Genomic DNA, 26,575 nt, shown 5'->3' with positions numbered 1-26,575 from the left:
TCCACACTGACTCACTCCGCCCGAGGACCATTTTCATCATGTCCATGACCCCCCGCGAGATCGTCCACGAACTCAACCGCCACATCATCGGCCAGGACGACGCCAAGCGCGCCGTGGCCATCGCCTTGCGCAACCGCTGGCGGCGCATGCAGCTGCCGGCCGAACTGCGTGCCGAGGTGACTCCGAAGAACATCTTGATGATCGGCCCCACCGGCGTCGGCAAGACCGAAATCGCCCGTCGCCTGGCCAAACTGGCCAACGCACCGTTCCTAAAGGTCGAAGCGACCAAGTTCACCGAAGTGGGCTACGTCGGCCGCGATGTCGAGTCGATCATCCGCGACCTGGCCGATGCCGCCATGAAAATGCTGCGTGAGCAGGAAATCATCCGCGTGCGCCACCGCGCCGAAGATGCTGCCGAAGACCGTATCCTCGACGCCCTGCTGCCGCAGGCGCGGGTCACCAGCTTCAGCGAGGAAGCCGCGCAGACCAGCAGCGATTCCAACACCCGTCAGCTGTTCCGCAAGCGCCTGCGTGAAGGCCAGCTGGACGACAAGGAAATCGAGATCGAAGTCGCCGAAAACGCCGGCGTCGAGATCGCCGCGCCGCCTGGCATGGAAGAGATGACCAACCAGCTGCAGAGCCTGTTCGCCAACATGGGCAAAGGCAAGCGCAAGGCGCGCAAGCTCAAGGTCAAGGAAGCGCTGAAGATGGTGCGCGACGAAGAAGCCAGCCGCCTGGTCAACGACGACGACCTCAAGGCCAAGGCCCTGGAAGCGGTCGAGCAGCACGGCATCGTGTTCATCGATGAAATCGACAAGGTGGCCAAGCGCGGCAACGTCGGCGGCGCCGATGTGTCCCGCGAAGGCGTGCAGCGGGACCTGCTGCCGCTGATCGAAGGCTGCACCGTCAACACCAAGCTGGGCATGGTCAAGACCGACCACATCCTGTTCATCGCTTCGGGCGCATTCCACCTGAGCAAGCCGAGCGACCTGGTGCCTGAGCTGCAAGGCCGTCTGCCGATCCGTGTCGAACTCAAGGCACTGACCCCGGAAGACTTCGAGCGCATCCTGCAGGAGCCGCACGCTTCGCTGACCGAACAGTACCGCGAGCTGCTCAAGACCGAGGGGCTGAACATCGAGTTCCAGGCCGACGGCATCAAGCGCCTGGCCGAAATCGCCTACCAGGTCAACGAGAAAACCGAAAACATCGGTGCCCGCCGCCTGCACACCCTGCTCGAGCGTTTGCTCGAAGAGGTGTCGTTCAGTGCCGGTGACTTGGCCAGCGCGCATGATGAAGCGCCGATCCAGATCGATGCGGCGTATGTGAACAGCCACCTGGGTGAGCTGGCGCAGAACGAAGACCTGTCGCGTTACATTCTGTAAGAATATAGGGGCCGCTTCGCGGCCCCTTGCACAAAGGCGGGAATCTCTCGAAGCTAAGCAATATCAGCTCCCGAGAGATTCAGCCCATGGCCCGCCTGCCCATCGCCATCAACCTGCATAAAGCCTCAAAGACCCTCAGCCTCACCTACGGCCCCGACGAGGTCTACCACCTGCCCGCCGAATTCCTTCGCGTGCACTCGCCTTCCGCCGAAGTTCAGGGCCACGGCAATCCCATCCTGCAATTTGGCAAGATCAACGTCGGCATCAAAGGCCTCGAACCCGCCGGCCAGTACGCACTGAAACTGACCTTCGATGACGGCCACGACAGCGGCCTGTTCACCTGGGAATACCTCGAGCAGCTGTGCCTGCGCCAACAACAGCTTTGGGCCGAGTATCTCGATGAATTGCACAAAGCGGGAAAATCCCGCGATCCTGCCGAAACTGTGGTCAAACTGATGCTCTAGCCCAGCCCTTTCAAGAGTTAGAGCGCATTTTCTAATCTCATCTGTTTGAATGCCTGGAGACGGTTCTGAAAAGAGCTGTCTTGCGCATTACATGAAGTCGGGTTACCAATGGGGCTGGCAAGTTCCCTGCATTGTTTTCGAAGCAATCAGGGCCAGGCCGGTTTGCAGAGGTCGCGAGCGAAAGCAGGCAGTCTTCACACGCAGATTCCCCCGCAGCTCATCGCCGAATGCATCCGGCCCGCAGCACCGCTGTTCCTTATCACTGGTCACCCGAGTAGCAGTACCGGGCTGTCGACTGTGCATATGCCACAGCAAACCGGTACTCGTCTCAGGACAACGGAGCGTCGTAGATGAGTAGCAAGAACAACGATGAGTTGCAGCGGCAAGCCTCGGACAACACCCTGGGCCTGAACCCGGTGATCGGCATACGCCGCAAGGACCTGCTGAGTTCAGCCCGCACCGTGCTGCGCCAGGCCGTGCGCCAGCCGCTGCACAGCGCCAAGCACGTGGCGCATTTCGGCCTGGAGCTGAAGAACGTGCTGCTGGGCAAATCGAGCCTGACCCCGGAGGGCGACGACCGTCGCTTCCAGGACCCGGCCTGGAGCAAGAACCCGCTGTACCGCCGCTACCTGCAAACCTACCTGGCCTGGCGCAAGGAGTTGCAGGACTGGATCGGCAACAGCGACCTGTCACCCCAGGACATCAGCCGCGGCCAGTTCGTCATCAACCTGATGACCGAAGCCATGGCACCGACCAACACCCTGTCCAACCCGGCAGCGGTCAAACGCTTCTTCGAAACCGGCGGCAAGAGCCTGCTCGACGGCCTGTCCAACCTGGCCAAGGACGTGGTCAACAACGGCGGCATGCCCAGCCAGGTCAACATGGACGCCTTTGAAGTGGGCAAGAACCTCGGCACCAGCGAAGGCGCCGTCGTGTACCGCAACGACGTGCTGGAACTGATCCAGTACAGCCCCATCACCGAGCAAGTGCATGCCCGCCCGTTGCTGGTAGTGCCGCCGCAGATCAACAAGTTCTACGTCTTCGACCTGAGCCCGGACAAGAGCCTGGCGCGCTTCTGCCTGCGCTCGCAGCAGCAGACCTTCATCATCAGCTGGCGCAACCCGACCAAGGCCCAGCGCGAGTGGGGCCTGTCGACCTACATCGACGCGCTGAAAGAGGCGGTCGACGCGGTGCTGGCGATCACCGGCAGCAAGGACCTGAATATGCTCGGCGCCTGCTCCGGTGGCATCACCTGCACCGCGCTGGTCGGCCACTACGCCGCATTGGGTGAGAAGAAAGTCAACGCCCTGACCCTGCTGGTCAGCGTACTCGACACCACCCTGGACACCCAGGTCGCCCTGTTCGTCGACGAACAGACCCTCGAATCGGCCAAGCGCCACTCCTATCAGGCCGGTGTGCTCGAAGGCAGCGACATGGCCAAGGTGTTCGCCTGGATGCGCCCGAACGACTTGATCTGGAACTACTGGGTGAACAATTACCTGCTAGGCAACGAGCCGCCGGTGTTCGATATTCTGTTCTGGAACAACGACACCACACGCCTCCCGGCGGCCTTCCACGGCGACCTGATCGAGATGTTCAAGAACAACCCACTGACCCGCTCCGATGCACTGGAAGTGTGCGGCACCGCCATCGACCTGAAAAAGGTCCAGTGCGACATCTTCAGCGTCGCCGGCACCAACGACCACATTACCCCGTGGCAATCGTGCTACCGCTCGGCGCACCTGTTCGGCGGCAAGATCGAGTTCGTGCTGTCCAACAGCGGCCATATCCAGAGCATTCTCAACCCACCTGGCAACCCCAAGTCGCGCTACATGACCGGTGCCGACCGGCCTGGCGACCCGCTGGCCTGGCAAGAGAACGCCGACAAGCATGCCGATTCCTGGTGGCTGTACTGGCAGAACTGGCTGGGCGAGCGCGCCGGCGAGCTGAAAAAAGCCCCCGCCCGCCTCGGCAACCGTGCCTATGCCGCCGGTGAAGCTGCACCGGGGACTTACGTTCACGAACGTTGAGTTGTAAACGCCGTGGCCCTTGGAGGGGCCACGGCGCTTCATTCACCACAGAGTCTCGCGCATGCCGCCACCCTACATTTTCAGGACCGTCGAGCTGGACGACCAGTCCATCCGCACCGCGGTGCGCCCGGGCAAGCCGCACCTCACGCCGCTGCTGATTTTCAATGGCATTGGCGCCAACCTGGAACTGGTGTTCCCGTTCATCGAGGCGCTGGACCCGGACCTGGAAGTCATCGCCTTCGATGTGCCGGGCGTGGGTGGCTCATCCACCCCGCGCCACCCTTATCGCTTCCCAGGCCTGGCCAAGCTGACCGCGCGCATGCTCGATTACCTCGACTACGGCCAGGTCAACGTGATCGGCGTGTCCTGGGGTGGGGCCCTGGCCCAGCAGTTCGCCCACGACTACCCGGAGCGCTGCAAGAAGCTGGTGCTGGCCGCCACCGCCGCCGGTGCGGTGATGGTGCCGGGCAAGCCCAAGGTGCTGTGGATGATGGCCAGCCCGCGGCGGTACATCCAGCCCTCGCATGTGATCCGCATCGCCCCGCTGATCTACGGCGGCGCCTTTCGCCGCGACCCCGACCTGGCCATGCACCATGCGTCCAAGGTGCGCTCCGGCGGCAAGCTGGGCTACTACTGGCAGCTATTTGCCGGCTTGGGCTGGACCAGCATCCACTGGCTGCACAAGATCCAGCAACCGACCCTGGTGCTGGCCGGCGACGACGACCCGTTGATCCCACTGGTCAACATGCGCCTGTTGGCCTGGCGAATTCCCAATGCCCAGCTACACATTATCGACGACGGTCATCTGTTTCTGATCACCCGGGCCGAGGCCGTCGCCCCGATCATCATGAAGTTCCTCCAGCAAGAACGTCAGCGTGCAGTCATGCACCCCCGCCCAGCCTCCGGCGGCTAGGGTGTTGCTGTCGTTCTGACCTGACCGTGGCCTGACGAAGGAGTGCTGCCATGAAAGAGAAACCGGCCAAAGGAACGACAACGCTTCCCGCCACCAGCATGAACGCGCAGAACGCCATCCTCGGCCTGCGCGGTCGCGACCTGCTTTCCACGCTGCGCAATGTCGGCCGCCATGGTTTGACCAACCCGCTGCACACCGCTCGCCACCTGCTGGCACTGGGCGGCCAACTTGGCCGCGTGGTACTGGGCGATACACCGCTCCAGCCCAACCCGCGCGACAGCCGCTTCAACGACCCGACCTGGAGCCAGAACCCGTTCTACCGCCGGGGCCTGCAGGCTTACCTGGCCTGGCAGAAGCAGAGCCGTCTGTGGATCGAGGAAAGCCACCTGGACGACGATGACCGGGCCCGTGCGCACTTCCTGTTCAACCTGATCAATGACGCCCTGGCGCCGAGCAATTCGCTGCTCAACCCACTGGCGGTCAAGGAGCTGTTCAACACCGGTGGGCAGAGCCTGGTTCGCGGCATGGCCCACCTGCTGGACGACCTGCGCCATAACGACGGCCTGCCGCGCCAGGTGGACGAGCGCGCTTTCGAAGTGGGCGGCAACCTGGCGTCGACCCCGGGTGCGGTGGTGTTTCGCAACGAGCTGCTGGAGCTGATCCAGTACAAGCCGATGAGCGAAAAGCAGCACGCCCGGCCGTTGCTGGTGGTGCCGCCGCAGATCAACAAGTTCTACATCTTCGACTTGCAGGCGACCAACAGCTTCGTCCAGTACATGCTCAAGAACGGCCTGCAGGTGTTCATGGTCAGCTGGCGCAACCCCGACCCACGCCACCGCGAATGGGGGCTGTCCAGCTACGTGCAGGCGCTGGAAGAAGCGCTCAACGCCTGCCGCAGCATCAGCGGCAACCGCGACCCGAACCTGATGGGTGCTTGCGCCGGCGGCCTGACCATGGCCGCGCTGCAGGGCCACCTGCAGGCCAAGCACCAGCTGCGCCGGGTACGCAGCGCTACCTACCTGGTCAGCCTGCTCGACAGCAAGTTCGACAGCCCCGCCAGCCTGTTCGCCGACGAGCAGACCATCGAGGCGGCCAAGCGCCGCTCTTACCAGCGCGGTGTGCTGGACGGTGGCGAAGTGGCGCGGATCTTCGCCTGGATGCGGCCCAACGACCTGATCTGGAACTACTGGGTCAACAACTACCTGCTTGGCAAGACGCCGCCGGCCTTCGACATCCTCTACTGGAACGCCGACAGCACACGCCTGCCGGCCGCCCTGCATGGCGATCTGCTGGACTTCTTCAAGCACAACCCGCTGACCCACTCCAACGGGCTGGAGGTCTGCGGTACCCCCATCGACCTCAAGCAGGTCGACCTGGACAGTTTCACCGTGGCCGGCAGCAACGACCACATCACCCCCTGGGATGCCGTTTACCGCTCGGCCCTGCTGCTGGGGGGCGAACGGCGTTTCGTGCTGTCCAACAGTGGGCACATCCAGAGCATCATCAACCCGCCCGGCAACCCCAAGGCCTACTACCTGGACAACCCCAAGCTGTCCAGCGACCCCCGCGCCTGGTTCCACGACGCCCAGCGCAACGACGGCAGCTGGTGGCCGCTGTGGCTGGACTGGATCACCCCGCGCTCCGGCCCGCTCAAGGCACCGCGCATGGAGCTGGGCAACGCCACCTATCCACCGCTGGGCCCCGCGCCAGGCACCTATGTCCTGACCCGATGAGCACAACGACTGGATGAAGACTCGCGACCGTATCCTCGAATGCGCCCTGCAGCTGTTCAACCAGCAGGGCGAGCCCAACGTCTCGACACTTGAAATCGCCAACGAGCTGGGCATCAGCCCAGGCAATCTGTATTACCACTTCCACGGCAAGGAGCCGTTGGTCATCGGCCTGTTCGAACGTTTCGAAGAGGCACTGATGCCACTGCTGGACCCGCCACTGGAGGTGCGCCTGGATGCCGAAGACTACTGGCTGTTCCTGCACCTGATCGTCGAGCGCATGGCTCAGTACCGCTTCCTCTTCCAGGACTTGTCAAACCTCACCGGGCGCCTGCCGAAACTGGCGCGTGGCATGCGCAGCCTGATCAATGCACTCAAGCGCACGTTGGCAGCGTTGCTGGCCAGCCTCAAGGGCCAGGGCCAGGTGGTCAGTGAAACGCAGGCGTTGGGGCAGTTGGTGGAGCAGATCACCCTGACACTGATGTTCTCGCTGGACTACCAGCGGGTGCTGGGGCGCGAGGGGGACGTGGGGATCGTGGTGTATCAGGTGATGATGCTGGTGGCGCCGCATCTGCAGGCGCAGGCGCGGGAGGCAGCGGAGCAGCTGGCGGTGCGGTACCTGGAGGGTTAAGCCTGCTGAACCGGCGGTAGCCTCTTCGCGGGTGAACCCGCGAAGAGGGCGACGCGGTATCAGGCCTGGGTAGCCGCGCTCACCGGTGCCGACGGCGCGCTGCTGGCCGGAGCGGCGCTGGGTGCCGGCGCTGCGGTAGCGGCCGGTGCGGCGCTGGCAGCAGGTGCTGCCGGCTTGCCAGCGGCAGGTTTGGCCGGGGCCTTTTTCACTGCAGGCTTTTTCGCCGCAGCGGGTTTGGCTGCCGGCTTGGCGGCAACGGGCTTGGCCGCAGGTTTCGCTGCCGGCTTGGCTGCAGCGGATTTGGCTGCAGGCTTGGCCGCCGCCGTTTTAGCTGCGGGCTTGGCTGCTGCCTTGGCCAGCGGTTTGGCGGCCGTCTTGCTGGCAGCCGGCTTGGCTGCTGCGGTACGCGAAGAGATCGGCGTGACCGAAGCACCGGTCAGTTTCTCGATCTGCTTGGTCAGGCTGTCGACCTGCTGGTGCAGGGCCTTGATCTCGTTGCGGCTCGGCACGCCCAGACGCGAGATGGCGCTGTTCAAGCGCTTGTCGAAGGCCTCTTCAAGCTCGCTCCACTTGCCCAGTGCACGGTCTTTAACACCGGACACACGCGAAGTGGTCGAAGCCTTGGCGCTGTCCGCCACTTCTTCTGCGGTTTTCTTCGCCTGCTTCTCGGCCTTCTCGCCATCCTTCACCAGCGAGTCGAACAGCTTCGGGCCGTCCTGGTCGACTTTCGAATAGATACCCAGCCCTGCCAGCCAGATCTTGCGGGAGTATTTCTCGATCCCGCCGACCCAGGAGCTGCCTTCTTTGTCGGAATTCTTCTTGCCAGCCATCCTGCTCTCCTTATGGTTTGTGCGCGACGCGCTCAAGCAGTTCATGCAGTTGCTCAAGCTTGATGGACAACGCCTCAACGTCATGTTTAGACGGAATGCCGAGGCGATTCAAGGCGCGACCGACCCGTGCGTCGAAAGCCTTTTCGATCTTGTCGAGCTGAACCTCGACCTTACCGCGTACGCGACTGACTTCTTGGGTGGCTTCGTCGATCTGGTTGTTGGCGGCATCGAGCTCTTTGTCGATGCGTTTCTTGCCGCGCTTCTCGACACCCTCACCGGCTTTCACCAGCTCCTGAAAGTAGTCGGAACCTTCCTGGCCAACCCGTGCGTAAGCGCCGATGCCAGCCAGCCAGATCTTGCGCGCGTAGCCGCGCACTTCACCCAGCGTACCCTGGGCGTCATCCTTTATCTTCACATTCACTTTGGCCATGCTCTGTACCTCATGCTCATGAGTGGAGGGGAGGAACCGCCCATGGAGGTTGGGCTTGAGCATAAGGTAGGGGGGGAAATTAGAATTCGCACCCTAAACAGATCTATGCAACACCGACCGCAGGCCAGGCAGCGCTAGCGTCATGCTTCCCGACGACCGCCAAGCGGAGCCTCCCAACCATGCCCCAGCGCAACACGTTCCGACAACTCGTAGCTAACCATTTCGCCAATCGCCCAACCTTACGCCAGGTGATCGCCACCGACGGTTTCGCCGTGCTGCTCGATCGCTATCCTTGGATCGCAACCCATAGCCCGAGCCTCAAATCCCTCGAAGCCTTTACCTTGCTCAACGCAGAGAATGCCAACACGGGCTTGGTCGACCGGCTGCTGCAACACCTTGTGACAGGCGAGCGCTTGTCGCTGGAAAGCCTGGGCCCTTTGAGCATCGCGCCACCCGCCGTGTTTCGCGCTCAAGAGCAGGGGCTGGATGCCACTGCGCAACCGCAGATCGATCTGGACATGCGCAGGCTCGATAGCGGCTTCGACACCCTGCTCTCGGGGCTGAGGGAGAACCTGCAACAGGCCCAGATCAGCTACTGGAACGGCTTCGGCGAGTCGGATGTCACGCGCCTGCGCTGGCTGCAGCAGGTGATCAAGGCCTCACTGCTTGCCAACATCCAGCAACCAGGCCTGGACGAAGATGAACAGCACGCGCTCTACACGATGCTCGTGGGCAGCAGCGACGGGCTGACGGTCAGCGCCCTGCAAGTTTCCCTCAGCGACAACGGAGCCTCCTACCCGCTCGCCATACCGGACTTGATCCTCACGCAAACGCACGGTAATCGTACATCCGTGCTGCGCTGCAGGCCCTCGGGGCACATCAGCAGCCATGCCGACCTTCCCGCGCTGGCTACGTCGCTACAGCATGAACTGGCCGAAAGTTATCGCTTTGAAAGCCTGTCATGGACGCAGCGGGCATTGAGCGAAAACGTCTTCGCCTGGCAGGCAGCCCAGGTGCTCAACAGCATCCTTGATCGCATCAACCGCCTACGCCTGGGCAACCTGACCGAAGCCGGCCAACTGGAAACGGTGTTCAGCACCATCACTGATCCCTCCGGATTTTTTTCCGAGCTTGGCTACCTGAACACTGATATGCCCGATATCGAACTGCCCCAATGGCTGGCCAATGCCTCTGATACCGATCGCTTCAATTACCACGCGGCAATGCTTGAACTTGCAGCCAGTCAAGGGCAATCGAAAGGGCTGACATCCCTTGGCGACATCGACGGCCTGCACCGTTTCGCCAACCGCCGCCTGCGCGAGCAGTGGGTGAGCGAATACCCTGACAAGGCGGTCCACGACCCGGACCAAGTGTTCATCAGTATCGATCAAGCCGTGCCCTCCGGGCCTGCAGGCGGAGGGCAATCGCTGTTCAGCAGGCGCGTCTCCCTGACCGACCTTGCCATTTCCCGCCTGCAAGCCGGCCAGCTGGAGGCAATAACGGCCATCACCGACGCCAGTCATGCTGGCATCAGCGGCACATTGACCATCGAGGAGGTGGAAAGCCTGGTACTCAAGGTCGACATCGGCGGCCACTATTGCCCCTACGTACGGCAGATGATCGACGGCCCCCCCGGGAAAACCGCCCGGATTGCCCGATTCGCCAAAGCATGGCGGAGCAACCTGATGCTCAATGCCCTGCAGGCCACGATCAACAAGAAGCTCAGTGAAGGTGCCTGTCAGGCACTGATCGAATTTAGCCAGACGGCTAAACAATCGCAGGCGACAAGCATGGCCCCATTGGCCTTCTTGTGCGCGCCTGGCGCCTCGTCGAGCGATGCGGTGCAGGGTATGTACCTGATCAGTCTGCCAACCACAACCAACCGCTGGGTCCTGTATCGCCCCCTTTACCCAGAAGACACGATCCTGCAATTCGCCAGCCTGGATGCGTTGATGAACAGCGTCCGCGAAGGCGGCGACCTGCAACAGAGCATGCTCGAATGGCTGGATAAAGACGCCCGACAGCTCTACGAAAACGGTGGGTTTCTCCGCCCACATCTGCACCCTCGCCTTTCCCAGCTGGCCCATTTGGTCAGCCCAGAAAGCGCAGTGGTGGACACGTTGCTGGCAAAGCTAGCACTTCCCGTCGAGGCAACGTTCAAGGCCTGGGCAGGCGATCTTGACGCGCAGATGTTCAAGAGCCGGGTAGACGCCATGCTCTTCATGGCCACACGTAGCAGCGTTTCCAATGCACAAGCGAAATGGGCCCTGGTCGAACAGATTGCCTGGGCAGTTTTCAACACCGGTTCCATGCTGTTAAGCGGCCCTGCAGCAAGCGCAGTATGGCTGCTGCAGGCAGTCGCCACGTTGAAAGACGATATTCCTGCACTGCTGCATGGCTCGGAACAGGAAAAAGCAGTCGCAGTCACTGATTTGTTGACCAACCTGGCGATGTTGCTCGCACACCGCCAAATGCCGCCTCCACAGGCCCGCACACCTGCGCGCCCAGCGCCAGCAGCGCGGTTCGCCGCACCGGCTTCGGCAGGCCTGACACCGTCGATACTCGCAGAAGCGCCGCGGGAGCTGCCCTGGGAACCCACTCAGGATGAACAGGCATTTCCCACCCCCAGGGTCAGCCACTGGCGCGACAGCCAACGGCTGACCAACCTGCCGCAGGAGCAGCGCACCGCGCTGGGCGAGCTGCAAGCCAGGCTTTCCCTGCAAGGGCATGCTCCAATCGCTACAGGCCGCCTGCGCGGCCTCTACGAAGTCGAAGGGCGCCATTACGTCACGCTGCACGACACGCCTTATGAAGTGCAGGAATGCTGGAGCGGTATACAGATCATCGGCCCTGAGCAGAGCCAGGGCGAATGGCAATCCCAATGGGGCGGGGAAGCCGACGGTTACCACATCGTAGGCCGCACGCGCGACAAGGGACCCTGGATCAGCCGGTGGAATGGTGAATGGGCACTTCAACTGAGAATGGCCGGCGGCATGCCTGTGAAATCCACCCCCAAGGTGGATTTCCAGAGGATGAGCAACGCCGTCATCGAACGGATCGAGGCGCTTGAAGCCTACGACGAAACGATTCCCAAGAATCTGCTGACCCTGCAAACGCTCGATGAACAGGTGAAAAACTACGCAGACACTTACAAGGTGCCCGAGCAGGGCGACGCCGAGACAACGCCGTCCCAGCAGCAACTGGACGATCTGCAAGCGTTGAGAGCACTGCGGGTTGAGCTCGGGCACTCCGTGAAAGCAGCCTCAACCCTGCTGGAAGAACGCGCCGCCATCCTCACCGCGACCATAAACGACACTTCCGAACTGTGCGAGCCGGTGTATCAGCAGTTTGGCAACAAACGCTACATAGACAACCTTGGCAACCTTTATCACTTGTCAATTGACAATGACGTCAGCCTCCTCAATCGGTTATTGATGGAGACTGACTACATCCACCTCGACAGCGTGGCGAGGCAACTTCCCCGCCTGCCCAGAACGCCTGAAGAAATACACGCGATTACTCAATACAGAGAAGCGCGCAACACCGCCCTCGACATCAGCAAGCGCTTGCTCAAGGCCAGCGAACGCCTTGATCGCAATCTGACAAAAGCATCAAGTGACCCCCGCATCGCTTTTACAAACAAACAGACAGTACTCGCGAAGGCCACGCAACATCGCCCTTATTCGACAGTCATGCTGTGTGCCCAAACATGCGTGGACTTGGCCTCACTGGCATTCAAAAGGGAAAACCTGACGCCTGAGCGTATCGAGCACATCGACAGCCAGCCTCAACGCCTTTGCGGCCCCGAACTTCGCAAGGCCGTACTGAACCATGACGGCTTGCTGGCCAGTGAACAATCGCTGGACGATCAGATCGAAGTGCTCAGCAGTGTGCGCCAGGCGTACACCGCCTCCCTCAATATTGCCGAGGAACTCCTGGCTCTGGACGATCCGGCGATTGACACGCAGCCCTTGCAGGGCTTCGTCGCACAAGTCACCAAACTGCGTAACCTCGCCGAACGCGCCCTGGACGCCGCCTACACCGAAAGGGACGAGAAGGCTGGACACGCGCAGTCAGTACAAGCCCCCTTTACACCCGGCCCTGCGCACGGGCAAGCGAAGATCCGTACTCAGCCGTTAAGGAAGCTGAAAAGCATCCGTACCGCCCGGCACAAGAAAACCCTGGTTGAACAGACGCTGAAGAACGGTCGAGCAATCCAGTACGACCCTTTGAGCCAAACAACAGTCTCCGAACTCGAACAGCATGGCGACGTATGGCTGGAAGCACCCAAGGTTTCACAACCCGGCAAGAGTCAAAAAAAGTTGCGTAGTGAAGGTACGCGCCTGGTAGCCCAGACGGAGGAAGAGATCCGCAGCGCCGAGCGCTACATGCAGCAACCCCAAACACTGGCTGACCGGCTCGATCAGCACATGGACAAACTCACCAGTATCCACCATGAGTTGAATGCCGAAAGCAGTCCCGCGCTCAAGGACAACCTACTCAAAGCCATCAAGCGCACCCGCGATGCAAAGCACCAATCACTGACCACCGTCTACTTCAACAGCCAATATCCGGAGAGCTGGGTGGTGCGTGCGCTAAAGGACCTCGGCGCTGTCAACGTCAGGCGGGTGGGCACGCGTACTCGTACTGCAGATGGGCATTACCTGGATATCTACCGGATAGACAAGATCCCAACCGCTGAACTGCTCTGGGAAGCACACTTCCACTACCCCAGCGAAAATGCGCCCGCCCATGCCTTTACCCAGGGCCACCTGAAACTGCCGAAGGCCAAGTCCCGCAGCGAGCAACTCATGCGCGCCGCTAACAGGAATGAACGGCTCAAGATCTATGGTGGCGACCTGTTATATGAGCGTGACAAGGACATCATTCCGTTCCCGATGCCTTGAGCTCGACGGGTAGCTGCAGGGCTCGCCGGCCCGCAGGCGGCATCACGTCAGGGCCTTGTCCAGCGCTCGCTCGATCTCGCCCTTGATGGTGCCGCTCATCATCGACAGCATCATGCCCAGCTTCAGTTCGACGCGGATGCTGTCCTCGCCAATGTGCACGCTGCCGTTGGCGCCGCTGCGGGCCACATCGACCCGGTCACCGTTCCAGGTGGCCTTGAGGTCGTATTCACGGCTCAGCTTGTCCACCAGCGCTTCGGCCTTGGCACGGGCGGCCTCGCGGCCGAGGGAGTGTTTGCGTTCGACGCTGATCTGGGTCATGCGGCTGTTCCTGGATATGAAGACATAATCGGCATTATGCCCGCCCCTGCCCCATGGCACACCCCGCCAAGACAAATCCGCCCGTTCGCCCTAGAATGGCGGTAATTTTTTCCGGTGAAGCGATATGAACGACCAGCGCAAAGGCGAACACGCCGAACCCACCACGCATTTTGGCTATCAGGACGTCCCCGAGAGCCAGAAGGCGAAAAAAGTCGCCGAGGTGTTCCACTCGGTGGCCGCCAAATATGACCTGATGAACGACGTGCTTTCCGGCGGCATGCACCGCCTGTGGAAGCGTTTCACCATCGAGCTGTCAGGCGTGCGCAGCGGCAACCGGGTGCTGGACATCGCCGGCGGTACCGGCGACCTGGCCGCCAAGTTCTCGCGCCTGGTTGGCCCGACCGGCCAGGTGGTGCTTGCCGACATCAACGATTCGATGCTCAAGGTCGGCCGTGACCGCCTGCTCGACCGTGGTGTGGCCGGCAACATCGAGTTCGTCCAGGCCGACGCCGAAAAGCTGCCGTTCCCGGACAACCACTTCGACTGCGTGACAATCGCCTTCGGCCTGCGCAACGTCACCCACAAGGACGAAGCGATCCGCTCGATGCTGCGCGTGCTCAAGCCCGGTGGCCGCCTGTTGATCCTGGAGTTCTCCAAGCCGACCAACAAGCTGATGTCCAAGGCCTACGACGCCTATTCGTTCGCCTTCATGCCGCTGGCCGGCAAGCTGATCACCAATGACTCCGAGAGCTACCGTTACCTCGCCGAGTCGATCCGCATGCACCCCGACCAGGAAACGCTGAAGGGCATGATGGTGGATGCCGGCTTCGACCGCGTCACCTACCACAACATGACCAGCGGCATCGTCGCCGTGCACCGGGGAATCAAGCCCTGATGCTGCTGGCAGGGCTGCTCGCCAGCGTCGAACATGGCCTGAACCGCGTCCTGCGCATGGACAGCACGGCGCTGCCGCGGCTGGCCGCGCTGGAAGGCAGGGTCATCGAAATCGACTGCCGCCAGCCGGCCCTGCAGGTGTTCATCCTGCCCGATGAAGAGGGGCTGATGCTCGCCGCGCATTGGGAGGGTGAGGTCGACTGCAGGCTGCGCGCCCCGGCCGGCAGCCTGCTGCAACTGGCCGTTGCCAAGGACAAGAGCGCCATACTGCACAGCCCGCAGGTCGAGCTGCATGGCGACAGCGCCGTGCTGCTCGACCTGTTCGGCGTGCTGCAGGACCTGGAGTTGGACTGGGAGCACGAGCTGCAACGCTGGCTCGGCCCGGTTGCCACGTCGCTGCTCGCCGGCCACGTGCGCCTGCGTGCACGCTGGACCCGTCAGGGCCTGGCACGCTTCAGCCAGAACCTCTCCGAATACCTGGCCGAAGAGTCGCGCACCCTGGTGGGCAAGCGCGAAGCCGAAGCCGCCTTCAGCGAGCTCGATACCTTGAAGGTCGACATAGAACGCCTCGAGGCGCGCCTGCTGCGCCTCTCCCGATCCCTTGATACCAGCGATAACGCATGAAGCTGCTCGCCGTCCGCCGTCTCTTCCGCATCCAGCGCGTGGTCATCCGCTACCGTCTCGATGACCTGCTGTTCGACCTACCACTGCCCTGGTGGCTGCGCAGCCTGCGCCTGCTGATGCCGTGGCGCTGGCTGCCGCGCAAGCCTTCCGAGCTTACCCGCGGTGCGCGCCTGCGCCTGGCACTGCAGGACCTGGGGCCGATCTTCATCAAGTTCGGCCAGTTGCTGTCCACCCGACGCGACCTGCTGCCCACCGACATCGCCGACGAGTTGATGGGCCTGCAGGACCGCGTGCCACCGTTCGACCCGAAACAGGCCGTGGCGCTGATCGAAGGGCAGCTGGGCGCCAAGGTCGGTGAAGTGTTCAGCCGCTTCGACGTCGAACCGCTGGCCTCGGCCTCGGTGGCCCAGGTGCATGCCGCACGCCTGAAAAGCGGCGAAGAGGTGGTGGTCAAAGTGGTGCGCCCGGGCCTCAAGCCGGTGATCGCCCAGGACCTTGCCTGGCTGTTTCTGATCGCCACGGCCGCCGAGCGCGCCTCGGCCGACGCCCGCCGCCTGCACCCGGTGGAAATCGTCGGCGACTACGAAAAGACCATCTACGACGAGCTCGACCTGCTGCGCGAGGCGGCCAACGCCAGCCAGCTGCGGCGCAACTTCGAAGGATCGGAGCTGATGTACGTGCCCCAGGTGTACTGGGACCTGTGCCGCCCCAAGGTGCTGGTGATGGAGCGCATCTACGGCGTGCCGGTGACCGACATGGCCACCCTGGCCGACCAGCGCACCGACATGAAGCTGCTGGCCGAGCGCGGCGTCGAGGTGTTCTTCACCCAGGTGTTCCGCGACAGCTTCTTCCATGCCGACATGCACCCCGGCAACATCTTCGTCAGCACGGTCAAGCCATGGAGCCCGCAGTACATCGCCATCGACTGCGGCATCGTCGGCAGCCTCACCGCCGAGGACCAGGATTACCTGGCGCGCAACCTGATCGCCTTCTTCAAGCGTGACTACCGCCGCGTTGCACAGCTGCACATCGATTCGGGCTGGGTACCGGCGCACACCAAGGTCAACGAGTTCGAAGCGGCGATCCGTACCGTGTGCGAACCGATCTTCGAAAAACCGTTAAAGGATATTTCCTTCGGCCAGGTACTGATGCGCCTGTTCCAGACCGCACGGCGCTTCAACATGGAGGTGCAGCCACAGCTGGTGCTGCTGCAGAAGACCCTGCTCAACATCGAAGGCCTCGGCCGTCAGCTGTACCCCGACCTGGACCTGTGGAGCACCGCCAAACCGTTCCTCGAACGCTGGATGCGCGAGCGCTACAGCCCCAAGGCCATGTTCGGCAACCTGCACAGCCAGGTGGAACAACTGCCGCACCTGGCCGACATGACCCGTGACTTGCTCGAACGCCTGTCGCAGCCTCACCTGCACGACCCGCAACTGCCGGAGCGGCGCCGCCAGGGCGACCGCTGGGCGCTGCGCCTGCTCGGTGCCGGCCTGCTCGGTGGCGGTGCAGTGCTGGCGGCCGGCGCCGCCGAAGCCGCCAGCCTCGCAGCCCCCGCCGCGTGGCCGGCGTGGCTGATGCTGGCCGCCGGGCTGTACCTGATCGTACGCCAATAGCCAGCCGCGCTGCTGGCTGGCACACTAGCGCAAAGGGCCCGGTACAGGAGCGGGCCCGGTTTTGGAGTCGACGATGAAAGACTGGCTGGACGAGATCAAGTGGAACAGCGATGGCCTGGTGCCGGCGATCGCCCAAGACCACAAGACCGGACGCGTGCTGATGATGGCCTGGATGAACCGCGAATCGCTGGCACTCACTGCCACCGAGCAACGCGCCATATACTGGTCACGCTCCCGTGGCAAGCTGTGGCGCAAGGGCGAGGAGTCCGGCCATGTGCAGAAGCTGCACGAGATGCGCCTGGACTGCGATGCCGACGTGATCATCCTGATGGTCGAGCAGCTGGGCCATATCGCCTGCCATACCGGCCGCGAGAGCTGCTTCTACCGCGTCTTCGAAGGCGGCCAGTGGAAATCCGTCGACCCGGTGTTGAAAGACCCGGATGCCATCTACAGCGCAGGACATTGACATGAGCGACACCCTCAACCGCTTGGCCGAAGTGCTCGAAGAACGCAAGCACGCAGCCGCCGACAGCTCCTATGTGGCCAGCCTGTACCACAAGGGCCTGAACAAGATTCTCGAGAAGCTCGGCGAAGAGTCCGTCGAGACCATCATTGCTGCCAAGGACGCCGAGGTCAGCAAGGATTACAGCGATGTCATCTATGAAACTGCCGACCTGTGGTTTCATAGCCTGGTCATGCTCAGCGCACTGGGCCAGCATCCACAAGCCGTGCTCGACGAACTGGAACGCCGTTTCGGCCTTTCCGGGCACGATGAAAAGGCCGCGCGCCAGCCCTCGGCCTGAGCGAATAGCATTCTAGGAGAGCACCATGGGTATTTTTGACTGGAAACACTGGATCGTCCTGCTGGTTGTCGTCGTGCTGGTGTTCGGCACCAAGAAGCTGAAGAACCTCGGCGGTGACCTGGGCGAGTCGATCAAGGGCTTTCGCAAGGCCATGAACGACGAAGAGACCAAGCCGGCCGAGCCGACCACGCCGCCAGCCCAGCCGGTTCCACCGGTACAGGCCACCCAGCAGCAGGCCGCAGCGCCGCAGCAGGGCCACACCATCGAGGGCCAGGCCCAGCCGGTCCAAGAGCCGCAGCGGAAAGACTGACCCATGTTCGGCATCAGCTTCAGCGAGTTGCTGCTCGTCGGCCTGGTAGCCCTGCTGGTGCTCGGCCCCGAGCGCCTGCCTGGCGCCGCGCGTACTGCGGGGCTGTGGATCGGCCGGCTCAAGCGCAGCTTCAACGCGATCAAGATGGAGGTCGAGCGCGAGATCGGCGCCGACGACATCCGCCGCCAGCTGCACAACGAGCACATCCTGCAGATGGAGCAGGAAGCCAAGCGCATCCTCAACCCGCTGACGCCGTCGGCACCGCCGCCCGCCGTCGCGGTGCCCGAGCAGCCTGCCGCGACGCTCACGCCAGCACCTGTTGCGCCGGCCACTACGCCTGAGCAGCCCGACCAGCCTCAACCGCCGCGAGCCCCATGAGCGAAAAACCGCAAGACGACCAGCCCATGCCGCTGGTTTCGCACCTGACCGAACTGCGTACGCGCCTGCTGCGCTGCGTCGCCGCGATCTTCCTGATCTTTGCCGGGCTGTTCTCCTTCGCCCAGCAGATCTACACCCTGGTTTCGGCGCCGTTGCGCGACCACTTGCCGGCAAACGCGACGATGATCGCCACCGACGTGGCCTCGCCGTTCCTGACGCCGTTCAAGCTGACCATGATCGTCTCGCTGTTCCTGGCCATCCCGTTCATCCTCCAGCAGATCTGGGGCTTCATCGCACCGGGGCTATACCGCCACGAAAAGCGCATCGCCATTCCGCTGCTGGTGTCGAGCATCCTGCTGTTCTACGCCGGCATGGCCTTCGCCTACTTCCTGGTGTTCCCATTGATGTTCAAGTTCTTCGCCGCTGCCACCCCGGCAGGCGTGGCGATGATGACCGACATCGCCAACTACCTCGACTTCGTCATGACCCTGTTCTTCGCCTTCGGTGTCGCCTTCGAGATCCCGGTGGCGGTGGTGCTGCTGGTGTGGATCGGCGTGGTCGATGTGAAGTACCTGAAAAAGATCCGCCCCTACGTGATCATCGGCTGCTTCGTGGTCGGCATGATCCTCACCCCGCCGGACATCTTCTCGCAAACGCTGCTCGCCGTGCCCATGTGGCTGCTGTTCGAGATCGGCGTGCTGTGTGGCAGCCTGATCCGCAAGCGCAACCCTGCCGACGATGAAGCGGCGAACGACCACAACGACCAGCCGCCAGCGACCCAACCGTGAACCTGTTGCTTCTTGAAGAGGCCGACTTCGTCTCGGCCGACCGCATCGTCCTTGCCGATCGGCGCTTTACCCACATGCAAGAGATCCACCGCGTGGCGGTGGGTGACAGCCTGCGCGTGGGCCGCATCAATGGGCTGATGGGCAGCGCCACGGTGGTACGCCTGGATCCGCACGAAGCGGAACTTGAAGTCGGCTTCGACCAGCCGCCGCCGGCCAAGCTGCCGCTGACCCTGGTGCTGGCCGTGCCACGCCCGAAGATGCTGCGCCGGCTGTTCCAGACCGTCGCCACCCTGGGTGTGCAGCGGCTGATCCTGGTCAACAGCTACAAGGTCGAGAAAAGCTTTTGGCAAACGCCGTTTCTCAACCCCGAAAGCATCCGCGAGAATCTGATTCTGGGCCTGGAGCAGGCCCGCGATACAGTACTGCCCGAGGTGATCATCGAGAAACGCTTCAAGCCGTTCGTCGAAGACCGCCTGCCCGCCATCGCCGACGGCACCCTTGGCCTGGTCGGCCACCCCGGCCCCTACCCCGCCTGCCCGCGCGCGGTCGAAGGCCCGGTGACCCTGGCCATTGGCCCTGAAGGTGGCTGGATCCCCTACGAAGTCGAACTGCTGGGCAAGGCCGGCCTGGCGCCGGTGCAACTGGGCGAGCGCATCCTGCGCGTCGAAACCGCTGTAACTGCCCTGCTCTCAAGGATTTTCTGACAAACGGGTCAGCTTTTTCCCATCAAGTTTCCCCGGCGCAGGCCGATGGTTATGGCAACACAACAATAAGCCGTGCTGCCACGTTGCCGGGGAGTCGAACATGTACCGATGGTTTGCCCAATCGCTGGGTAATGTAAGCGTCAATCGCAAGTTGGGGCTGGGCTTCGGCCTGGTGCTGTTACTGACCCTGGCCATCACCTTCACGGGCTGGCAGGGCATGGACGGCATCGTCGACCGGGGCGACAAGCTGGGTAACATCTCGGTCATCCATCAATACACCCAGGACCTGCGCATCGCGCGCCAGCATTACCAGCGCCAACGCGACGAAGCGTCGGTCGCCGAGCTAGAGAAGGCCCTGGCCAACCTGGACCGCCAGGTACAGCTGATGCTCGTGCAGATCGAGCAGCCCATCGACCGCCAGCGCCTGGAGCAACAGCGCGAGGCCGTGCGCATCTACCAACAAGCCTTCAGCGACCTCAAACAGGCCGGCCAGCGCCGCGAAGGCAGCCGTGCCGTGCTGGGCGACAGCGCCGACAAGGCTGTAGAGCTGATCAGCCGGGTCCAGCAGCGCCTGCTGCAAGCCGGCGACATCAGCCAGTACCAGCCTACCGTCGAGGTCAACGCCCTGGTTCAGCAAGCACGCTTCCAGGTGCGCGGTTACACCTACAGCGGCAACGCGGACTTCCAGCAAACAGCGCTCAAGGCCATCGACCAGGCACTCGCCGAGCTCAAGGCACTGCCGGCCAGGGTGCCCGCAGAATATGCCGCCAGCCTCGACGATTCCGCCTCCGCCCTGGCCGCCTACCGCGATGCGGTGCGCCAATTCGGCGATGCGCAGAACGCCAGCGAACAGGCGTTGCAGCAAATGGCCGATCAAGGTTCGGTGCTGTTGCAGACCAGCCAGGCGATGACCGTTTCGCAGACCGAAGTACGTGACGCCGGCACCCACCAGGCCAAGGCCATGCTCGCCGGCGCCACGGCACTGGCGATGGTGCTGGGCCTGCTCGCGGCCTGGGTCATTACCCGGCAGATCATCATCCCCTTGCGCCAGACCCTGGCGGCCGCCGAGCGTGTGGCCAGCGGCGACCTGCGCCAAGACCTGCTCAGCACCCGTCGCGACGAGCTGGGGCAGCTACAGGCCAGCATGCAGCGCATGACCCAAGGCCTGCGCGAACTGATCGGCGGCATCGGCGACGGTGTCACGCAGATCGCCAGCGCCGCCGAAGAGCTTTCGGCGGTCACCGAGCAGACCAGCGCCGGGGTCAACAACCAGAAGGTCGAGACCGACCAGGTAGCGACCGCCATGAACGAAATGGCCGCCACTGTGCATGAAGTCGCGCGCAATGCCGAGCAGGCTTCGGAAGCGGCGCTGATGGCCGACCAGCAGGCGCGTGAGGGTGATCGCGTGGTCAGCGAGGCGGTTGCGCAGATCGAACGCCTGGCCAGCGAGGTGGTGCACTCCAGCGAAGCGATGAACCAGCTCAAGGCCGAAAGCGACAAGATCGGCAGCGTGCTCGATGTCATCAAGTCGGTGGCCCAGCAGACCAACCTGCTGGCCCTCAACGCGGCCATCGAAGCGGCCCGTGCCGGTGAAGCAGGCCGTGGCTTTGCTGTGGTGGCCGACGAAGTGCGCAGCCTGGCCCAGCGTACCCAGCAGTCCACCGAAGAAATCGAGGAGCTGATCGCTGGCCTGCAAAGCGGCACGCAAAGGGTCGCCAGCGTCATGGACGCCAGCCGCCAGCTCACCGACAGCAGCGTCGAGCTGACCCGCCGTGCCGGTGGCTCGCTGGAGACGATCACCCGCACCGTGTCGTCGATCCAGGCCATGAATCAGCAGATTGCCACCGCCGCTGAACAGCAAAGCGCGACGGCCGAAGAGATCAACCGCAGCGTGATGAACGTGCGGGACATTTCCGACCAGACTTCCGCAGCCAGCGAGGAGACAGCCAGCTCCAGCGTCGAACTGGCGCGCTTGGGCACGCACCTGCAGGGCTTGGTCGGGCGGTTCAGGCTCTGACAGTGTGTGCTGTGGATAACTTCCTACCAATCAGGCTGAAATTTCCTACCTGATTATCAGGTCAAGTCCTACGCAGCCTCCGCCGATGGGCAGGGGTGTCATGCCAGCAAAGTGCCGGCATGGCTCCCCTACTCAACTGGACGGAGATTTGCCATGTTCGGCTACCTCAACCGCAGGCTCGGCAACATCAGTGTCGGCGCCAAGCTCGCGCTCGGCTTCGCCGTGGTGCTGCTGCTCACCCTGGCCACCACCGTCAGCGGCTGGCGCGCGCTGGACGGTGCCATTACCCGCTCGGAACAGCTCAGCGAAATTGGCCGGATCAACGATCTGGTCAAGGACCTGCGCGCCGAGCGCATCACCTACCGGGTGCTGGCCGACGACGCCAGCAAGGCACAGATCGCCCGTATCCTGCAACAACTCGACGGCATGCTGACCACGCTGCAACAACGTAGCAGCATTGATCAATCTCGCCAGATGCTCACCCAGAAGCTGCAACTACTGCAGCGCCTGCGCGAAAACTTCGACGCCTTGCAGCGCAACGTCGACAGCCGACGCGCCCAGCGCGGGGCCATGCAGGTGCAGGAACAAAAGCTCAACGATGTCATTGATGAACTGCAAACCCAAGCCCTGCTGAAAATGCCCGCCGACAGCCAGCAAGGTGGTGTGCTGGGCCTGATGGACAACCTCAGCCGGCATGTTGACGGCGCCAATCAGCAAAGCCTGGTGCCGGCCTACACCTTCTCGCCGCTGGAAGATTTTGCCAAGGTCGGCGACAGCGCCCTGGACGCCGCCGACTCCAGCCTCGGGCAACTGCTCAAGGCAATTGCCCCTTTGGGGCTGCCTCGCGCGCTGATGGAGCAGCCGGCGGTGGAATTGGGCAAGTACCGCGCCAGCCTCGATCTCTACCGACGCACCGCTTTGAGCGTCGAACAATTGCAAAACGACATGGAGCAGATGGGCAACGAACTGAGGGCGGTTAGCCTGGAGCTGAGCGAACGCAAGGTCGAGCAGCGCGACAGCGAAGCGCTGGCAGCCCGCTCGCTGCTGACCAGCGTCGCCCTGCTGGCGCTGGTAGTGGGCGTGCTGGCCGGCTGGCTGATCACCCGGCAGATCACCCAGCCGCTGCGCCAGACCCTTGCGCTGGCGGCGCGTATCGCCCGCGGCGACCTGAGCCAGGTGGAGCCGGTGCAGCGCCGCGACGAAATGGGCCAGCTGCAGGCCAGCATGCGCGAAATGACCCTGAGCCTGCGCGATTTGATCGGCGGTATCGACCAGGGTGTCGGACAGTTGTCTCAAGCGGCTACCCAACTGGCGACCAGCAGCGAGGACACCAAGCAGCGCATCAACCAGCAGCGCGAGGAAACCGACCAGGTGGCCACCGCCATGCACCAGATGAGCGCCACGGTACAGGAAGTTGCGCAGAATGCCGAACAGGCATCGATGGCCGCGACCAACGCCGACCAACAGGCGCAAATGGGCGATCAGGTGGTGGCCGAAGCCATAGGTCGCATCGAGCAGCTGGCCAGGCAGATGGACGATTGCCTGGCCGCCATGCAGCACCTGGCGGGCGAAAGCCAACGCATCGGCAGCATCCTCGACGTGATCAAGTCGGTGTCCGAACAGACCAACCTGCTGGCGCTCAACGCCGCTATCGAGGCCGCCCGCGCAGGTGAGGCAGGGCGCGGATTTGCCGTTGTCGCCGACGAGGTGCGTGGGCTGGCGCAACGCACGCAGCAGTCCACCGAAGAGATCGAGCAGTTGATCGAGAGCCTGCACAGCGGCACCGATCAGGTCACCAGCCTGCTCGACAACAGCAAGCGCCTGACCGAACAGAGCGTAGAGCTGAGCCGCAAGGCCGGGCATGCCTTGAGCGAGATTACCGATACGGTGTCGAGCATCCAGGGCATGAACCAGCAGATCGCCACGGCCAGCGAGGAGCAGAGCGTAGTGGCTGAGCAGATCAACCGCAGTGTGCTGAGTGTGCGCGATGCGTCGGACCAGACCAGTTCGGCCAGTGAGCAGACGGCGGTCTCGAGTGGGGAGCTGGAGCAGTTGGGGCGGCAGTTGCGCGCGATGGTGGGGCGATTCAGCCTTTGAAATAGCAGGGGCCGCTTTGCGGCCCCTTCGCTTGCCCCGCGAAGGGGGCGCAGCGGTTACAGCACCTGGCGCAGGAACGCCTGCGCCCGCGGATCCTTCGGCGAGGCGAAGAACGCTGCCGGCGACGCGTCCTCCAGCAGCTTGCCATGGTCGAAGAACAGCACGCGGTCCGCCACTTCCCGGGCAAAGCCCATTTCATGGGTCACGCAGACCATGGTCATGCCTTCCTGGGCCAAGGTCTTCATCACGTCCAGGACCTCGCCGACCATTTCCGGGTCGAGTGCAGAGGTGGGCTCATCGAACAGCATCACCTTCGGCTCCATCGCCAGGGCCCGGGCAATCGCCACCCGCTGCTGCTGGCCGCCGGAAAGCCGCGACGGGTATTCGTTGGCCTTTTGCGAAATACCCACTTTTTCCAGCAGCGCCCGCGCCTTGGCCTCGCGCTCGGCCTTGCCGCGCTTGCGCACCACCTTCTGCGCCAGGCACAGGTTTTCCAACACGGTCATGTGCGGGAACAAGTTGAAGTGCTGGAACACCATGCCGACTTCACGGCGGTAAGCATTGATGTCGGTCTTCGGGTCGGCCAGTTGCAAGCCGTTGATGGCCACATGGCCTTCGTCGAAATGCTCCAGGCCGTTCAGGCAGCGCAGGAAGGTCGACTTGCCCGAACCCGACGGGCCCAGCACCACCACCACTTCGCCCTTGGCCACCCGGGTGGAGACGTTGTCCACCGCGCGCACTACCTGGCCACGGGTGTCGAAGACTTTCAAAAGGTCACGGACTTCAATCACTTTGCGCAAGCCTCCGCTCGAGCCGGCTCGCCAAGTGCGACAGCGGCAGGTTGATCAGCAGGTACAGGCCTGCCACGCAGAACCAGATCTCGAAGGTCGAGAACGAGGTGGTGATGGCCTCGCGGCCGCTCTTGGTCAGCTCGGTGATGGCGATCACCGACACCAGCGAGGTGTCCTTGACCAGGCTGATGAACTGCCCGGCCAGCGGTGGCAGCACGCGCTTGAAGGCCTGCGGCAGGATCACATGGCGCATCGACTGGCCGGCGTTCAGGCCAAGCGAGCGGGCGGCTTCGTTCTGGCCCTTGGCGATCGACTGTACGCCGGCCCGCACGATCTCGGCCACGTAGGCACCGGTGAACAGCGCCAGCGCGGCCACCCCGGCGAACTCACGGGACAGGTTGAGCACCGTGCCGATGAAGAAGTAGAAGATGAAGATCTGCACCAGCAGCGGCGTGCCGCGCACCAGTTCGACATAGACGGTCGACAGGTCGCGCAGGGTCGGGTTGTTCGACAGGCGGCACAGCCCGGCGAACAGGCCGATCACCAGGCCCAGCGCCCCGGACACTACCGAAAGCCACAAGGTGGTCCACAGGCCCCAGGCCAGCGGCCCCGCTGCCCAGTGGCGGGTTACGCCGATCTGGTCGCCTTCGGCGACATCGTCACCGCGGCTCAATTGCAGGCTGTCCTTGGCCACGTCGAGCACTTGCTCATCGCCGTTCTCGTCCTTCAGCGTAACGCGGGCGTTATCACCGGAGACGACGATTTCCTGCACCGTGCCGTAGCCGCTGGCGCGCTGTGCTTCCTCTGCCTTGTAGGCGAAGTACTGCGGTACGCGGTTCCAGCGCCACTCGTAGGACATCATCGAGGTGGCCAGGTACAGGCTGATCGCAAGGCCCACCAGGACCAGCGCGGTCAGCGCATGCCAGGGCCACTGGGCTTTCTTGTGTTTGATCACGTGGGTACTTCCGTAAATGCGAACGCGCAGGGTTTACCTGCGCGTCGGGGTCAAAGCCGGGGGCTTGTGGCCTGGGCCTTATTCCATTTCCTTCAGCCAGTCCTTGTTCTTGAACCACTTGTCGTGGATACGATCATAGGTCCCGTCATGCTTGATCTGGTGCAGGAAGTTGTTGATGAAGTTGATGCTGTCGTAGTCGCCCTTCTTCAGGCCGAAGGCCAGTGGTTCGAAGGTGAAGGGTTCGTCGAGGAACAGCAGCTTGCCAGCGCCGGCCTTCTCCACAGCCACCACGTTGTACGGCGCATCGTAGACGAAGGCATCAGCCTTGCCGTTGACCACGTCCATCACCGCTTCCTGCTCGTTGTCGTAGCCGTGGTACTTGGCTTTGGCGATCAGCTTCTTGGAAACCATCTCGCCGGTGGTGCCGAGCTTGGAGGTAAGGCGGTACTTCTCGTTGTTCAGGTCCTTGTACGACTTGATCTCGCCCGCCAGCTCCTTGCGGATCAGCAGGGTCTGGCCCACCACGATGAAGGGTTCGCTGAAGTTCAGGCGCAGGTTGCGTTCCTGGGTCAGGGTCATGCCGCTGCCGATCATGTCGAACTTGTCGGTCAGCAGGGCCGGGATGATCCCGTCGTAGGCAGTGGAAACAGCCTCGAACTTGACGCCCATGGACTTGGCCATGGCCTTGAGGATATCGACTTCGAAGCCGATGATCTCGCCACGCTTGTTGGTCATCTGGAACGGCATGTAGGTCGGGTCCATGCCCACCCGCAGGGTGCCGCGCTTGACCGCGTCGTCGATGGCGCCGGCCTGGGCCGAAGCCACTGCAACCAGCGCGGTGACGCCGACCAGCAGTCGCGAAAGGTATTTCTTCATCATCACCAAGTCCCCTAGCAAAAAAAGTAGCGAATCTTATCGTTGGCACGGCCGTACCGGCCGGCGTGGTTTATCGGAGAGGGATGC

Annotated in this window: 23 protein-coding genes and 2 pseudogenes; 18 read left to right on the top strand and 7 right to left on the bottom strand. The window is 63.0% G+C overall.

The annotated features are described in order from the left end of the window. Positions 1-38: 38 nt before the first annotated feature. The 6 genes from hslU (at position 39) to ACIPIJ_RS19050 (ending at position 7,150) form a co-directional block, all read left to right on the top strand. Positions 39-1,382: an ATP-dependent protease ATPase subunit HslU gene (gene hslU, locus ACIPIJ_RS19075; RefSeq protein ID WP_401079482.1), complete on the top strand. Its 1,344-nt coding sequence runs from the start codon at positions 39-41 to the stop codon at positions 1,380-1,382. 86 nt (positions 1,383-1,468) lie between these two features. Continuing rightward, complete coding sequence (locus ACIPIJ_RS19070) at positions 1,469-1,846, top strand: gamma-butyrobetaine hydroxylase-like domain-containing protein (protein WP_401079480.1); 378 nt, start codon at positions 1,469-1,471, stop codon at positions 1,844-1,846. 350 nt (positions 1,847-2,196) lie between these two features. Beyond that, positions 2,197-3,876 carry a class II poly(R)-hydroxyalkanoic acid synthase gene (gene phaC / locus ACIPIJ_RS19065; protein ID WP_401079478.1) on the top strand — a complete coding sequence of 560 codons (1,680 nt, stop codon included), beginning with the start codon at positions 2,197-2,199 and terminating at the stop codon, positions 3,874-3,876. 61 nt (positions 3,877-3,937) lie between these two features. Beyond that, positions 3,938-4,789 (top strand): poly(3-hydroxyalkanoate) depolymerase, encoded by an 852-nt coding sequence (gene phaZ / locus ACIPIJ_RS19060; protein ID WP_401079476.1) that lies wholly within the window; start codon positions 3,938-3,940, stop codon positions 4,787-4,789. A 50-nt stretch (positions 4,790-4,839) separates the two neighbouring features. Beyond that, positions 4,840-6,522, top strand: coding sequence for a class II poly(R)-hydroxyalkanoic acid synthase (gene phaC, locus ACIPIJ_RS19055; RefSeq protein ID WP_401079474.1), 1,683 nt, complete (start codon positions 4,840-4,842; stop codon positions 6,520-6,522). 13 nt (positions 6,523-6,535) lie between these two features. After that, positions 6,536-7,150, top strand: a complete 615-nt coding sequence (locus tag ACIPIJ_RS19050; RefSeq protein ID WP_401079472.1) for a TetR/AcrR family transcriptional regulator — start codon at positions 6,536-6,538, stop codon at positions 7,148-7,150. A gap of 59 nt (positions 7,151-7,209) precedes the next feature. Here ACIPIJ_RS19050 and ACIPIJ_RS19045 read toward each other — a convergent pair. From ACIPIJ_RS19045 to ACIPIJ_RS19035, 3 genes and pseudogenes are all read right to left on the bottom strand, one after another. Next, a pseudogene (locus ACIPIJ_RS19045) lies at positions 7,210-7,563 on the bottom strand (hypothetical protein); the annotation flags it as partial. 78 nt (positions 7,564-7,641) lie between these two features. Then, a pseudogene (locus ACIPIJ_RS19040) lies at positions 7,642-7,980 on the bottom strand (phasin family protein); the annotation flags it as partial. 10 nt (positions 7,981-7,990) lie between these two features. Then, positions 7,991-8,410 (bottom strand): phasin family protein, encoded by a 420-nt coding sequence (locus ACIPIJ_RS19035; RefSeq protein WP_401079470.1) that lies wholly within the window; start codon positions 8,408-8,410, stop codon positions 7,991-7,993. A 179-nt stretch (positions 8,411-8,589) separates the two neighbouring features. Between ACIPIJ_RS19035 and ACIPIJ_RS19030 the strand changes: the two genes are divergently transcribed. Beyond that, positions 8,590-13,317 (top strand): dermonecrotic toxin domain-containing protein, encoded by a 4,728-nt coding sequence (locus ACIPIJ_RS19030; protein ID WP_401079468.1) that lies wholly within the window; start codon positions 8,590-8,592, stop codon positions 13,315-13,317. Positions 13,318-13,359: 42 nt separating this feature from the next. On the opposite strand, the gene ACIPIJ_RS19025 is transcribed toward ACIPIJ_RS19030, so the two are convergent. Continuing rightward, positions 13,360-13,635, bottom strand: coding sequence for a polyhydroxyalkanoic acid system family protein (locus tag ACIPIJ_RS19025; RefSeq protein WP_401079466.1), 276 nt, complete (start codon positions 13,633-13,635; stop codon positions 13,360-13,362). 124 nt (positions 13,636-13,759) lie between these two features. On the opposite strand from ACIPIJ_RS19025, the gene ubiE reads away from it, so the two are divergent. The 11 genes from ubiE to ACIPIJ_RS18970 all read left to right on the top strand — a co-directional run bounded on the left by ubiE (position 13,760) and on the right by ACIPIJ_RS18970 (position 23,866). Next, positions 13,760-14,530: a bifunctional demethylmenaquinone methyltransferase/2-methoxy-6-polyprenyl-1,4-benzoquinol methylase UbiE gene (gene ubiE / locus ACIPIJ_RS19020; RefSeq protein ID WP_401079464.1), complete on the top strand. Its 771-nt coding sequence runs from the start codon at positions 13,760-13,762 to the stop codon at positions 14,528-14,530. After that, positions 14,530-15,153 (top strand): SCP2 domain-containing protein, encoded by a 624-nt coding sequence (locus ACIPIJ_RS19015; RefSeq protein WP_401079462.1) that lies wholly within the window; start codon positions 14,530-14,532, stop codon positions 15,151-15,153. Before ubiE ends, ACIPIJ_RS19015 begins: the two co-directional genes overlap by 1 nt. Beyond that, entirely contained in the window at positions 15,150-16,769 is a 1,620-nt protein-coding gene (gene ubiB / locus ACIPIJ_RS19010) for a ubiquinone biosynthesis regulatory protein kinase UbiB (protein WP_401079460.1), read from the top strand. Before ACIPIJ_RS19015 ends, ubiB begins: the two co-directional genes overlap by 4 nt. 73 nt (positions 16,770-16,842) lie before the next feature. Then, a complete protein-coding gene (gene hisI / locus ACIPIJ_RS19005; protein ID WP_401079458.1) occupies positions 16,843-17,235 on the top strand; it encodes a phosphoribosyl-AMP cyclohydrolase in 393 nt (130 codons plus the stop codon). A 1-nt stretch (position 17,236) separates the two neighbouring features. Continuing rightward, entirely contained in the window at positions 17,237-17,572 is a 336-nt protein-coding gene (locus ACIPIJ_RS19000) for a phosphoribosyl-ATP diphosphatase (protein ID WP_401079456.1), read from the top strand. 25 nt (positions 17,573-17,597) lie between these two features. Then, complete coding sequence (locus ACIPIJ_RS18995; protein ID WP_401079454.1) at positions 17,598-17,882, top strand: twin-arginine translocase TatA/TatE family subunit; 285 nt, start codon at positions 17,598-17,600, stop codon at positions 17,880-17,882. A gap of 3 nt (positions 17,883-17,885) precedes the next feature. Further along, positions 17,886-18,260, top strand: a complete 375-nt coding sequence (tatB, locus tag ACIPIJ_RS18990; RefSeq protein WP_401079452.1) for a Sec-independent protein translocase protein TatB — start codon at positions 17,886-17,888, stop codon at positions 18,258-18,260. Continuing rightward, positions 18,257-19,048 (top strand): twin-arginine translocase subunit TatC, encoded by a 792-nt coding sequence (tatC, locus tag ACIPIJ_RS18985; RefSeq protein ID WP_401079450.1) that lies wholly within the window; start codon positions 18,257-18,259, stop codon positions 19,046-19,048. The genes tatB and tatC overlap by 4 nt, the downstream gene beginning before the upstream one ends. Beyond that, positions 19,045-19,752, top strand: a complete 708-nt coding sequence (locus ACIPIJ_RS18980) for a 16S rRNA (uracil(1498)-N(3))-methyltransferase (RefSeq protein ID WP_401079448.1) — start codon at positions 19,045-19,047, stop codon at positions 19,750-19,752. The genes tatC and ACIPIJ_RS18980 overlap by 4 nt, the downstream gene beginning before the upstream one ends. A gap of 100 nt (positions 19,753-19,852) precedes the next feature. After that, positions 19,853-21,769, top strand: a complete 1,917-nt coding sequence (locus tag ACIPIJ_RS18975; protein WP_401079446.1) for a methyl-accepting chemotaxis protein — start codon at positions 19,853-19,855, stop codon at positions 21,767-21,769. Positions 21,770-21,922: 153 nt separating this feature from the next. Continuing rightward, positions 21,923-23,866 carry a methyl-accepting chemotaxis protein gene (locus tag ACIPIJ_RS18970; RefSeq protein ID WP_401079444.1) on the top strand — a complete coding sequence of 648 codons (1,944 nt, stop codon included), beginning with the start codon at positions 21,923-21,925 and terminating at the stop codon, positions 23,864-23,866. Positions 23,867-23,922: 56 nt separating this feature from the next. On the opposite strand, the gene ACIPIJ_RS18965 is transcribed toward ACIPIJ_RS18970, so the two are convergent. The 3 genes from ACIPIJ_RS18965 to ACIPIJ_RS18955 form a co-directional block, all read right to left on the bottom strand. Continuing rightward, positions 23,923-24,657, bottom strand: a complete 735-nt coding sequence (locus tag ACIPIJ_RS18965; protein ID WP_401079855.1) for an amino acid ABC transporter ATP-binding protein — start codon at positions 24,655-24,657, stop codon at positions 23,923-23,925. Then, on the bottom strand, positions 24,650-25,612 hold the full coding sequence (locus ACIPIJ_RS18960) for an amino acid ABC transporter permease (RefSeq protein ID WP_346614087.1): 963 nt from the start codon (positions 25,610-25,612) through the stop codon (positions 24,650-24,652). Before ACIPIJ_RS18960 ends, ACIPIJ_RS18965 begins: the two co-directional genes overlap by 8 nt. A 78-nt stretch (positions 25,613-25,690) precedes the next feature. Further along, complete coding sequence (locus ACIPIJ_RS18955; protein WP_401079853.1) at positions 25,691-26,488, bottom strand: transporter substrate-binding domain-containing protein; 798 nt, start codon at positions 26,486-26,488, stop codon at positions 25,691-25,693. Positions 26,489-26,575 lie beyond the last annotated feature (87 nt).

Origin of the sequence: Pseudomonas sp. NPDC087185, assembly GCF_044744955.1 — a bacterium.
In the GTDB taxonomy this organism is placed as follows: Bacteria; Pseudomonadota; Gammaproteobacteria; order Pseudomonadales; family Pseudomonadaceae; genus Aquipseudomonas.
The sequence above is the reverse complement of the archived record's forward strand: the minus strand, read 5'-3'. Positions and strand labels throughout refer to the sequence as shown.

Coding starts and splice junctions, on each gene's coding strand:
- hslU (WP_401079482.1), top strand. CDS start 39: ATGTCCATGACCCCCCGCGAGATCGTCCACGAACTCAACCGCCACATC.
- ACIPIJ_RS19070 (WP_401079480.1), top strand. CDS start 1,469: ATGGCCCGCCTGCCCATCGCCATCAACCTGCATAAAGCCTCAAAGACC.
- phaC (WP_401079478.1), top strand. CDS start 2,197: ATGAGTAGCAAGAACAACGATGAGTTGCAGCGGCAAGCCTCGGACAAC.
- phaZ (WP_401079476.1), top strand. CDS start 3,938: ATGCCGCCACCCTACATTTTCAGGACCGTCGAGCTGGACGACCAGTCC.
- phaC (WP_401079474.1), top strand. CDS start 4,840: ATGAAAGAGAAACCGGCCAAAGGAACGACAACGCTTCCCGCCACCAGC.
- ACIPIJ_RS19050 (WP_401079472.1), top strand. CDS start 6,536: ATGAAGACTCGCGACCGTATCCTCGAATGCGCCCTGCAGCTGTTCAAC.
- ACIPIJ_RS19035 (WP_401079470.1), bottom strand. CDS start 8,410: ATGGCCAAAGTGAATGTGAAGATAAAGGATGACGCCCAGGGTACGCTG.
- ACIPIJ_RS19030 (WP_401079468.1), top strand. CDS start 8,590: ATGCCCCAGCGCAACACGTTCCGACAACTCGTAGCTAACCATTTCGCC.
- ACIPIJ_RS19025 (WP_401079466.1), bottom strand. CDS start 13,635: ATGACCCAGATCAGCGTCGAACGCAAACACTCCCTCGGCCGCGAGGCC.
- ubiE (WP_401079464.1), top strand. CDS start 13,760: ATGAACGACCAGCGCAAAGGCGAACACGCCGAACCCACCACGCATTTT.
- ACIPIJ_RS19015 (WP_401079462.1), top strand. CDS start 14,530: ATGCTGCTGGCAGGGCTGCTCGCCAGCGTCGAACATGGCCTGAACCGC.
- ubiB (WP_401079460.1), top strand. CDS start 15,150: ATGAAGCTGCTCGCCGTCCGCCGTCTCTTCCGCATCCAGCGCGTGGTC.
- hisI (WP_401079458.1), top strand. CDS start 16,843: ATGAAAGACTGGCTGGACGAGATCAAGTGGAACAGCGATGGCCTGGTG.
- ACIPIJ_RS19000 (WP_401079456.1), top strand. CDS start 17,237: ATGAGCGACACCCTCAACCGCTTGGCCGAAGTGCTCGAAGAACGCAAG.
- ACIPIJ_RS18995 (WP_401079454.1), top strand. CDS start 17,598: ATGGGTATTTTTGACTGGAAACACTGGATCGTCCTGCTGGTTGTCGTC.
- tatB (WP_401079452.1), top strand. CDS start 17,886: ATGTTCGGCATCAGCTTCAGCGAGTTGCTGCTCGTCGGCCTGGTAGCC.
- tatC (WP_401079450.1), top strand. CDS start 18,257: ATGAGCGAAAAACCGCAAGACGACCAGCCCATGCCGCTGGTTTCGCAC.
- ACIPIJ_RS18975 (WP_401079446.1), top strand. CDS start 19,853: ATGTACCGATGGTTTGCCCAATCGCTGGGTAATGTAAGCGTCAATCGC.
- ACIPIJ_RS18970 (WP_401079444.1), top strand. CDS start 21,923: ATGTTCGGCTACCTCAACCGCAGGCTCGGCAACATCAGTGTCGGCGCC.
- ACIPIJ_RS18955 (WP_401079853.1), bottom strand. CDS start 26,488: ATGAAGAAATACCTTTCGCGACTGCTGGTCGGCGTCACCGCGCTGGTT.